Annotated in this window: 12 protein-coding genes; 3 read left to right on the top strand and 9 right to left on the bottom strand. The window is 72.3% G+C overall.

Going from position 1 to position 8,613, the window contains the following annotated elements; genetic code table 11:
• The 7 genes from GTW43_RS31515 to GTW43_RS31485 all read right to left on the bottom strand — a co-directional run.
• Nucleotides 1-338, bottom strand: a 338-nt coding sequence (locus GTW43_RS31515) for a helix-turn-helix transcriptional regulator (RefSeq protein WP_161305392.1), incomplete at its 3' end; no start/stop codon positions are given.
• A 76-nt stretch (nucleotides 339-414) separates the two neighbouring features.
• The gene (locus GTW43_RS31510; RefSeq protein WP_161305391.1) at nucleotides 415-990 is read right to left on the bottom strand and encodes a dihydrofolate reductase family protein; all 576 of its coding nucleotides are present in this window, start codon (nucleotides 988-990) and stop codon (nucleotides 415-417) included.
• A gap of 87 nt (nucleotides 991-1,077) precedes the next feature.
• The gene (locus GTW43_RS31505; RefSeq protein ID WP_161305390.1) at nucleotides 1,078-1,437 is read right to left on the bottom strand and encodes a luciferase family protein; all 360 of its coding nucleotides are present in this window, start codon (nucleotides 1,435-1,437) and stop codon (nucleotides 1,078-1,080) included.
• Between the two features lie 42 nt (nucleotides 1,438-1,479).
• Nucleotides 1,480-2,271, bottom strand: a complete 792-nt coding sequence (locus GTW43_RS31500; RefSeq protein ID WP_161305389.1) for an SDR family oxidoreductase — start codon at nucleotides 2,269-2,271, stop codon at nucleotides 1,480-1,482.
• On the bottom strand, nucleotides 2,268-3,434 hold the full coding sequence (locus GTW43_RS31495) for an acyl-CoA dehydrogenase family protein (protein ID WP_202502187.1): 1,167 nt from the start codon (nucleotides 3,432-3,434) through the stop codon (nucleotides 2,268-2,270). Before GTW43_RS31495 ends, GTW43_RS31500 begins: the two co-directional genes overlap by 4 nt.
• 85 nt (nucleotides 3,435-3,519) lie before the next feature.
• Nucleotides 3,520-4,161, bottom strand: a complete 642-nt coding sequence (locus GTW43_RS31490) for an HAD family phosphatase (RefSeq protein WP_161305387.1) — start codon at nucleotides 4,159-4,161, stop codon at nucleotides 3,520-3,522.
• The gene (locus GTW43_RS31485; RefSeq protein WP_161305386.1) at nucleotides 4,158-4,970 is read right to left on the bottom strand and encodes an SDR family oxidoreductase; all 813 of its coding nucleotides are present in this window, start codon (nucleotides 4,968-4,970) and stop codon (nucleotides 4,158-4,160) included. Before GTW43_RS31485 ends, GTW43_RS31490 begins: the two co-directional genes overlap by 4 nt.
• Nucleotides 4,971-5,157: 187 nt before the next feature.
• Here GTW43_RS31485 and GTW43_RS31480 point away from each other — a divergent pair, with 187 nt between their 5' ends.
• Nucleotides 5,158-6,099: an alpha/beta hydrolase gene (locus GTW43_RS31480; protein ID WP_161305385.1), complete on the top strand. Its 942-nt coding sequence runs from the start codon at nucleotides 5,158-5,160 to the stop codon at nucleotides 6,097-6,099.
• Nucleotides 6,100-6,172: 73 nt separating this feature from the next.
• Nucleotides 6,173-6,835 carry a TetR/AcrR family transcriptional regulator gene (locus tag GTW43_RS31475; RefSeq protein WP_237536914.1) on the top strand — a complete coding sequence of 221 codons (663 nt, stop codon included), beginning with the start codon at nucleotides 6,173-6,175 and terminating at the stop codon, nucleotides 6,833-6,835.
• Here GTW43_RS31475 and GTW43_RS31470 read toward each other — a convergent pair.
• Nucleotides 6,799-7,395, bottom strand: coding sequence for a PadR family transcriptional regulator (locus tag GTW43_RS31470; RefSeq protein ID WP_161305384.1), 597 nt, complete (start codon nucleotides 7,393-7,395; stop codon nucleotides 6,799-6,801). The two genes, GTW43_RS31475 and GTW43_RS31470, sit on opposite strands and share 37 nt — an antisense overlap.
• 78 nt (nucleotides 7,396-7,473) lie before the next feature.
• On the opposite strand from GTW43_RS31470, the gene GTW43_RS31465 reads away from it, so the two are divergent.
• Nucleotides 7,474-7,869: a nuclear transport factor 2 family protein gene (locus GTW43_RS31465; RefSeq protein ID WP_161305383.1), complete on the top strand. Its 396-nt coding sequence runs from the start codon at nucleotides 7,474-7,476 to the stop codon at nucleotides 7,867-7,869.
• On the opposite strand, the gene GTW43_RS31460 is transcribed toward GTW43_RS31465, so the two are convergent.
• Nucleotides 7,860-8,276: a zinc ribbon domain-containing protein gene (locus GTW43_RS31460; protein ID WP_237536913.1), complete on the bottom strand. Its 417-nt coding sequence runs from the start codon at nucleotides 8,274-8,276 to the stop codon at nucleotides 7,860-7,862. The two genes, GTW43_RS31465 and GTW43_RS31460, sit on opposite strands and share 10 nt — an antisense overlap.
• Nucleotides 8,277-8,613: the final 337 nt, after the last annotated feature.

Raw genomic sequence — 8,613 nt, 5'->3', positions numbered from 1 at the left:
GTCGTGACCGACACGACCGAGGTGACCGGCACGGCCCGGCGCGGGCGCGCGGCACGCACCAGCTCGCCCTGCGCCAGGACCAGGACGTCGACGAGCCCGAGCCCGAGCGCCCCGGCCACCGCCGCGAGCATCTCCGACGAGGCCTCCTTGCGGCCGCGCTCCATCTCGGAGAGATAGGGCATGGAGATCCCGGCGACGTCGGCGACGTCCTGGAGGGTCCGGCCCTGGCCGCGCCGCCGGCGCCGCAGCACGTCCCCGACCACGTGCCGCCACAGCGGCTCCTGCTGCGGTGCGGGGGTGGCCGCGCGCGGGCCGCGGGCGCTCTCGTGGATGCTCATCGCGCCAGCGTAGGCGTCCACCGGCGGCCCGGGGAGCGGCTTCGCCCTGGGCGATATCGCGAGCCGGGCGGGCGCTTCAGACGGGGACGCGCTCGTGGCGCATGAGGACGACACCGTTGCCGAAGGTCTGGGTGCCGAGCAGCCGCAGCGGTGCGGGGGCGAAGGAGCTCGCGGGGAACATCGGTCTGCCCGCGCCCACCAGCACCGGGTGGACGTAGACGTGGAACTCGTCGACGAGGTCGTGGGCGAGGAAGGTGGCGCCCAGATCGGCACCGCCGACGACGAGATCGCCGCCGGGCTGCTCCTTGAGGGCACGGATCGCCTCCGGGACCACCTCCGGGACGACCGTGGCGTGCCACTCGGCGGGGCCCGGGGGCAGCGTCCGCGAGAACACGATCTTGGGCAGGTCGCGCCAGATCGCGGCGAACTCGACCTCGGCGGGGGTGGCCTGCGGGGCGGCGTCCGCCGTGGGCCAGTACGCGGCCATCAGCTCGTGCGTGACGCGGCCGGTGAGAAGTCCGCCGAGACGGGCGACCTTGTCGTTCATGTGCCGGTGCAGCGCTTCGTCGACCCGGTGCCAGTCGATCTCCCGGTCGGGCCCCTCCATGTAGCCGTCGAGGGACACGGACATCATCAGGATGATCTTGCGCATGCCGGCCTCGCAGTTCGTCGTCGCGGCTCCGGCCACCAGAATGCCCGCAGCCGGTCGCCGACCGCACGCACCGCCACGGCCGGGTCGTCAGGAGGCCCGGGGCCGCTCCCAGTCGCAGGGCGGGGAGGGGCACGCGTGCTCCCCGTGCTCCTTGAGCGCGACGCTCACCAGGCTGAGCAGCAGATGGACATCGGTGTCGCACTCCAGGAGCACGGTGATCCACGAGGCGCCGGGATGGACCCTGATGGCGCTCGCGCGCCGCAGCTGCGGCAGCAGCCGCTGCACCGCCGACGAGGTCAGATAGAGATCGGCGCAGTCGTCGGAGTGGAAATGGACGAGGTCATGGCCCGCCGCGCCGAACGCGTGCCCTACCGCGCACCGGGGCGGGCCGCTCACCAGGTCCGGCCATGTCCCGAGTTCGGTCATGGCGATCTGGGCCGCGGTCATGGCCCCATCCTGACGCACCCGTCACCCGGAGGAAAAGCCCTATCAACTCCCCTGTCCCGACGAGTTGTCCAGGACGCCGCCCGCGAGGAGCTGGCCGCCGTCCACGACGAGGGTCTCACCGGTGATCCAGCGGGCGCCGTCCCCGGCGAGGAAGGCCACGGCGCCGGCGACGTCGCCCGGTTCGCCGATCCGGCCGAGCGGCGTGGCGTCCGCGACACGGCGCTCGTTCTCCTGCCACAGGGCCTGCGCGAGGCGGGTGCGCACGATGCCCGGTGCGATCGCGTTGACCCGCACCTGCGGGCCCAGTTCGAGGGCGAGCTGCCGGGTGAGGTGGATGAGCGCGGCCTTCGAGACGTGGTAGATCCCCACGTCCTGGGCGACCGAAAGACCGCCGATCGAGGCGGTGTTGACGACCGCGCCGCCGTGCTCGCCCATCCACGCGCGGACCGCGAGGGACGTCCACAGGATCGGCGCCCACAGGTTGACGTCCATCGTCTTGGCGAAGCGGGCGTGGTCCTGGTCGATCACCGGCCCGTACGCGGGGTTCGTCCCGGCGTTGTTGACCAGGATGTCGAGGCGGCCGTACGTGCCGACGGTGAAGTCGACGCAGGCGCGGGCGGCGTCCTCGTCGGTGGCGTGCGCGCCGAATCCGGTGACGCCCGCTCCGAGCGAGCGCGCCGCCTCCTCGGCCCGCTCCGCGCTGCGCGAGGTGAGCACGACCCGGGCGCCGCGGTCGCGCAGCGCGGCGGCCGCCGCGAGGCCGATGCCCCGCGACGCGCCGGTCACCACGGCGACCTTGCCCTCGAGGGAGTCCGAGGGGGCCGGTGAGGTCACCGCTCACCCCGTTCCGTCTCGCGGCGGCGCAGCTCGCGCCGGGCGATGGTCCGCTTGTGCACCTCGTCGGGGCCGTCGGCCAGGCGCAGGGTGCGCAGGTGCGCGTACATGCTCGCGAGCGGGAAGTCGTCGCTGACGCCGCCGCCGCCGTGCACCTGGATGGCGCGGTCGACGACCTTGAGGGCGACGTTCGGCGCGGCGACCTTGATGGCCGCGATCTCGGTGCGGGCCTGCTTGTTGCCGACGGTGTCCATCAGGTAGGCGGCCTTGAGGGTGAGCAGCCGGGCCATGTCGATCTCGATGCGGGCCTCGGCGATCCAGTCCTGGATGTTGGCCCGCTCGGCGACCGGGGCACCGAAGGTCGTACGGGACTGCGCCCGGTCGATCATCAGGTCCAGGGCGCGCTCCGCCATGCCGATGGCACGCATGCAGTGGTGGATGCGGCCGGGGCCGAGCCGGGCCTGGCTGATCATGAAGCCGTCGCCCTCACCGGCGAGCAGGGCGCCGGCCGGGACCCGGACGTTCTCGAAGAGGACCTCGGCGTGGCCCTCGCGGTCCTGGTAGCCGAAGACGGGCAGGCCGCGCAGGATCGTGACGCCGGGGGTGTCGACGGGCACGACCATCATCGACTGCTGGCGGAAGGCCGGGCCGTCGGGGTCGGTCTTGCCCATGACGATGAGCACCTTGCAGTGCGGGTGCAGGGCGTTGGAGGTCCACCACTTGCGGCCGTTGAGGACGTAGTCGTCGCCGTCGCGCTCCATCCGCATCTGGATGTTGCTCGCGTCCGAACTGGCCACGGCCGGCTCGGTCATGGCGAACGCGGAGGCGATCTCCCCGTCGAGCAGCGGCTTGAGCCACTTCTCCTTGTGCTCGTCGGTCCCGAAGAGGGTGAGCACCTCCATGTTGCCGGTGTCGGGTGCGTTGCAGTTCGTGGCCTCGGGGGCGAGGTGGGCGCTGCGGCCCATGATCTCGGCGAGCGGTGCGTACTCGAGGTTGGTGAGGCCGGGGCCCCATTCGGGGTGCGGGTGGAAGAGGTTCCACAGGCCGCGCTTCTTCGCCTCGGTCTTCAGCTCCTCGATGACCGGCGGGTGGAAGTGCGGGTCGCCCGAGGCGGCCATCTGCTCGTCGTAGACGGCCTCGGCGGGGTAGACGTGCTCGTCCATGAAGGCGAGCAGGTCGGCCTGGTAGCGCTTGGCCCTGTCGGTCAACTCGTACACGGGTGTCCTCCGGTGGTGGTCTCGTACGGTGTCATCGCGCGCCGGCGGGCCGCAACAGGCGCGCCAGGGCGGAAGCGGTGCCGGCCGCGTCGCGGTGCAGGACGCCGGCGATGCCGATCCGGGCCGCGGCCGTGAGGTTCTGCTGGAGATCGTCGACCATGACGGTCTCCTCGGGCGGGACGCCCAGGCGGGCGCAGGCGGTGGCGTAGGCGCGGCGCGAGGGTTTGCGGACGCCGATCTCGCCGGAGACGGTGACCGCGTCGAACAGGGCGGGCAGGTCGAAGCCCGCGTAGCAGTCGTCGCCCAGGGAGTTGGAGAGCAGGCCGACCCGGTGTCCGTCGGCGCGGATCCGCGCGACGAGGGCGAGGGTGTCCGGGTCGGGGCGCATGCGGGACTGGAGCCGGGCGAGCAGTCCCGGCCCGGTGACGGTGACGCCGTGCGCGCGCAGCCGGGCCGCGTACCCCTCCTCGAAGGCGCGCTGTCCGATGCGGCCCTCCTCGTGCGCGACGAGCAGGGCGCTGCTCTCCTCGTCCCGGGAGAGCAGACGGAGCAACTGGCCGGGCTCCGCGCCCAGTTCGCGTCCGAGGTCCTCGAAGGCGTCGGTCACACTGGTGGTGAGGACCCCGCCGAAGTCGAAGAGGACCGCGCTGCGGGTGTGCTCCTCAACGCTCATCGCACGGCTTTCTGGTAGCGCCGCATGCCGCGCAGCCAGCGGTCGTAGTCGCTGCCCTTGTGCCGGTAGAAGTCGAGCACCTGGGGGTGCGGGAGGACGAGGAACGGCTCCTCGGCGACGGCGGCGACCACCTGGTCGGCGACATCGAGCGGCTGGAGCAGGTCACCGGACTCGAGGACGGCGCGGGCCGCGGCGCGCTCCGTGGCGTCGGCGGAGCGGGTGCCCGCCATGAGCAGTTCGGTCTCGACGCCCTGGGGGCACAGGCAGCTGACCCGCACGCCCTGGTCGCCGTAGGTCACGGAGAGCCATTCGGAGAAGGCCACGGCGGCGTGCTTGCTGACGGAGTACGTGGCCGAGCCGATCTGTGTGAGCAGTCCGGCCGCGGAGGCGGTGGAGAAGAAGTAGCCCTCGCCGCGCTCCACCCAGCCCGGGACGAGCAGTTTCGCGGCGCGCACGTGCGCCAGCACGTTCACGTCGAGGGCGCGGCTCCACTCCTCCTCGCTCGCCTCCAGGCCTGCGCCGCCGCCGATGCCCGCGTTGGCGAAGTAGAGGTCGACCGGGCCGAAGCGCTCCTCGGCGAGGCCGAGGAGGGCGCGCAGGTCCGTGGTGTCGGCGGCGTCGGCGGCCCGGCCCGCGACGCGGTCGCCGTGCCCGGCGGCGAGCTCGCGCACGGTGGCGTCGAGGCGGGTCGCGTCCAGGTCCGTGAGCAGGACGCCGCGGGCGCCCGCCTCCAGGAGCCGCTGGGCGACGGCGGCGCCGATGCCGCCCGCCGCGCCGGTGACCACGGCGACCTTGTCGATGATCCGCATGGGGTGACGGCTCCTTCGCTCGGCTGTGCCTCCACCGTATTTGAATCCGGGTTCAAGTTCAATGACAGTCGGCGGACCGCTCGGTATATTCGAACCCAACGTCAGGTTCAGGATCCGTGCCGGACACCGCCGCACGGGCCCGGCCTGCCGCCGTTCACCGGCCGGACGATCCGAGGAGCCCTGTTTCATGACCGCACATCTGCCGAACGGCGCGTGGGACCGGGTCACGGCACGCGACGTCGCGACGAACGGCATCACGCTGCGCGTCTTCGAGGACGGCCCGAAGGACCCGGCGAAGCCCCTCGTGGTGCTCTGCCACGGCTTCCCCGAGCTGGCCTTCTCCTGGCGCCACCAGATCCGGACCCTGGCCGCCGCGGGGTACCGGGTGCTCGCGCCCGACATGCGCGGCTTCGGCGGCAGCAGCCGCCCCGCCGAGGTCGAGGCCTACGACGCGCCGACCGTGTGCGGGGACCTCCTCGGGCTGCTCGACGACGTGGGCGCCCGGGACGCGGTGTTCGTCGGGCACGACTGGGGCGCCTCGATCGTGTGGCACATGGCGTGGGCCCATCCGGAGCGGGTGCGCGCCGTCGTGGGGATGAGCGTGCCGATGACACCGCGCTCCCCCGTGGCACCGCTGCCGGTGCTGCGCCGGCGGCTCGGCGACGCCTTCTACATGGTGTGGTTCCAGGAGCCCGGCGTCGCCGACCGCGCCCTCGCCCAGGACGTGCGGCGCACCCTCACCGCGCGCGAGATCTGGTCGGCGGCGTGGGCGGCGCGCGACGAACCGGCGGCCGAGCGCCCCGGCTGGCTGAGCGAGGAGGAACTCGCCCACTACGTCGAGACGTTCGAGCGGACGGGCTTCACGGGCGGGCTAAACTACTACCGCAACCTGGACCGCACCTGGGAGCGCACCGCGCCGCTCGCCGGCCGGACCGTGGACGTCCCGTCCCTCTTCGTCACCGGCTCCAAGGACCCGGTGGCACGCTTCATGCCGTCCGACCGCCTGGAGGACGTGCTCACGGACCTGCGCGGCCGGGTCGTCCTCGACGGGGCGGGCCACTGGATCCAGCAGGAACGGCCCGCCGAGGTCGGGGCCGCGCTGCTCGAGTTCCTCGACAAGCTCGGCTGATAGCATCCGCAGCCACCCGCGAGGCTCCCGCGTCCGCGCGGGCGCCCGCCCGTACGAGAGCGAATGGACCGCATTGCCTGCCCAGGCCACGGCCGCCGACGGCGGCCAGAAGCAACCGATCACGCCCCGCAGCGCCCGCGGCGTCAGGACGCGCAACGCCCTGGTCGCCGCGGCCCGTGAGGTGTTCGAGCGCGACGGGTACCTCGACGCCCGGATCACGGACATCTCCAAGGCCGCCCATGTCGCGTCCGGGTCCTTCTACACGTACTTCAACAGCAAGGAAGAGATCTTCCAGGCGCTCGTCGCGCAGGTGCAGGAGGAGATGCTGCACCCGCATCTGCGCGAGCGCACCGGGATCACGGATCCGCGCGAGATGATCGACGCCTCGAACCGCGAGTACCTGCGCGCCTACAAGAAGAACGCCCGGCTCATGGGCCTGTTCGAGCAGGTCGCCCAGGTCGACGAGACGTTCAAGCAGCTGCGCATCGAGCGGGGCAACGCGTTCGCGCGGCGCAACGCCAAGCTGATCCGCTCGCTCCAGGACGCGGGGGCGGCCGATCCGACCCTGGACCCGCTCGTCACCGCGCACGCGCTGTCGGTGATGGTGAGCCGCATGGCGTACCTGGTCTTCGTCCTCGGCCAGCGGATCCCGTACGAGCGTCTGGTGACGACGCTCAACAAGATCTGGGAGAACGGGCTTCAGCTGCGCGCGCCCGAGGAGCGCCCCGGGGCCTGAGCGGCGCGGGCCGCGCGGCGCTCGAGGATCTCCAGGACGCGTCGGCCCCAGCGCACGTTGTCCTGCTCGAAGGAGATCCCGGCCATCAGGGTCAGATAGGGGCCGATCCGCTCCCCCTCGTCGAGGAACCGCTCCTCCGGGAGCCCGCCGAGCAGATGCCGGCGGATCCGCTCGTAGCGGGCGAGCCGGCCCTGCGCCCAGGACACCCGCTCCTCCACGTGCTCCCGCACGGCGTCGAGGTCGCCGACGTCGACCGCCTGCACCTTGACCATCAGCTCGTCCCGCAGCGCGAGCGGCTTGGGCTGACGGGCCGTGAACGCGGCGAGGTCCGCGTGACCCGCGGACGAGAGCGTGAACATCCGCTTGTTCGGCCGCCGCTCCTGCGGGACCACCCGGGCGTCGATCAGCCCGTCGGCCGCGAGCCGGTCCAGCTCGCGGTAGAGCTGCTGCGGGGTCGCCGCCCAGAAGTTGGACACCGACACGTCGAAGATCTTCGCCAGGTCGTACCCGGACGCCTCACCCTCCAGGAGCGCGGCGAGGACGGCGTACTTGAGTGACATGTGGACACCTTACAACGATGCGACTACTGTCACTCGCACTTAATCAACTAATTGACTAGCGAGGAAGAAGTGGCGTCCATGCATCCGTTCCGTGCCGCCGTGGAGAAGAACGACCTGACCGCGGTCGAGGCCATGCTGGCCGACGACGTGGTGTTCACCAGCCCGGTCGCCTTCAAGCCGTACCCGGGCAAGGCGATCACGGCGGCGATCCTGCGCGCGGTCACGCGGGTCTTCGAGGACTTCCACTACGTGCGGGAGATCGCCGGGGCCGACGGCCGCGACCACGCACTCGTCTTCGAGGCGCGGGTCGGCGAGAAGGCCATCACCGGCTGCGACTTCCTGCACTTCGACGAGGACGGCCTGATCGACGACTTCATGGTGATGGTGCGCCCGCTGTCGGCGGCGCAGGCGCTCTCCGCCGCGATGGGCGCCCAGTTCGACCGGATCGCCCAGGAGGCGGCGGGTCAGCGGTAGTAGGCGCCGTCGTCCACAGCCGGCTCGGAGAGCTCGAAGTGGACCTCGCCGGCGTCCTCCGCCGCGCCCGGCACCGAGCGGACCTCGGCCCCGACCCACACCAGGTTCGGGGCCGTGCCGACGATCCGGCAGGGCACCACGAAGTCCTCGGGGAAGCGGACGAGCGACTCGTTGCGCGCGACGCCCGTGCCGCGGTGGACCACCCGCGACTGCACCACGATGCCCGGGCCCGCGCTGTGCTGCGTCTCCAGGTCGCTCGACGCGCAGACGGGACACAGCAGCCGGCGGAACGACGCGGTGCCGCACCAGCGGCAGCGCTTGAAGGTGAACCCCGTGCCGCCGCCCTCGTCCTCGACCGCCGTCAGGACGCTCGTCGCGCTTCCCGAGATCCCCGCCCACTCCGACATCGTTCGGCCTCCCGCGCTCACCCGGTCCGCCGGGCTACGGCTCCGGCGCCCTTCGAGCGTATGACACTCAGTGCCGCGCGGTAAAGACACTCGGTACCCTTTCCCGCGACGTGCCTCGACTTCCGCGACGTCCCCTGCCGTCCCGCGCCGTCCCTTGCCGCCCCTTGCCGTCCCTCAGTCACCGCGCAGCGCGGTCTCCACCTGCTGGATGACCCGCCACATCGGGGCCCCCTTGTGCGCGACCATCACCACGACCTCCTCCTCCTGTGCGCCGGGCCGGCCCGCCGTCACCGGCTCGTCCCGGCCGGGCTCGCCCCACACCTGCCGGACGAGCCCG

The organism is Streptomyces sp. SID5785, from assembly GCF_009870065.1.
Lineage (GTDB): Bacteria > Actinomycetota > Actinomycetes > Streptomycetales > Streptomycetaceae > Streptomyces.
Note: the sequence above shows the minus strand (reverse complement) of the source record. Positions and strands in the feature narration are given on the sequence as shown.

Coding starts and splice junctions, on each gene's coding strand:
- GTW43_RS31510 (WP_161305391.1), bottom strand. CDS start 990: ATGCGCAAGATCATCCTGATGATGTCCGTGTCCCTCGACGGCTACATG.
- GTW43_RS31505 (WP_161305390.1), bottom strand. CDS start 1,437: ATGACCGCGGCCCAGATCGCCATGACCGAACTCGGGACATGGCCGGAC.
- GTW43_RS31495 (WP_202502187.1), bottom strand. CDS start 3,434: ATGGACGAGCACGTCTACCCCGCCGAGGCCGTCTACGACGAGCAGATG.
- GTW43_RS31490 (WP_161305387.1), bottom strand. CDS start 4,161: ATGAGCGTTGAGGAGCACACCCGCAGCGCGGTCCTCTTCGACTTCGGC.
- GTW43_RS31485 (WP_161305386.1), bottom strand. CDS start 4,970: ATGCGGATCATCGACAAGGTCGCCGTGGTCACCGGCGCGGCGGGCGGC.
- GTW43_RS31480 (WP_161305385.1), top strand. CDS start 5,158: ATGACCGCACATCTGCCGAACGGCGCGTGGGACCGGGTCACGGCACGC.
- GTW43_RS31470 (WP_161305384.1), bottom strand. CDS start 7,395: ATGTCACTCAAGTACGCCGTCCTCGCCGCGCTCCTGGAGGGTGAGGCG.
- GTW43_RS31465 (WP_161305383.1), top strand. CDS start 7,474: ATGCATCCGTTCCGTGCCGCCGTGGAGAAGAACGACCTGACCGCGGTC.
- GTW43_RS31460 (WP_237536913.1), bottom strand. CDS start 8,276: ATGTCGGAGTGGGCGGGGATCTCGGGAAGCGCGACGAGCGTCCTGACG.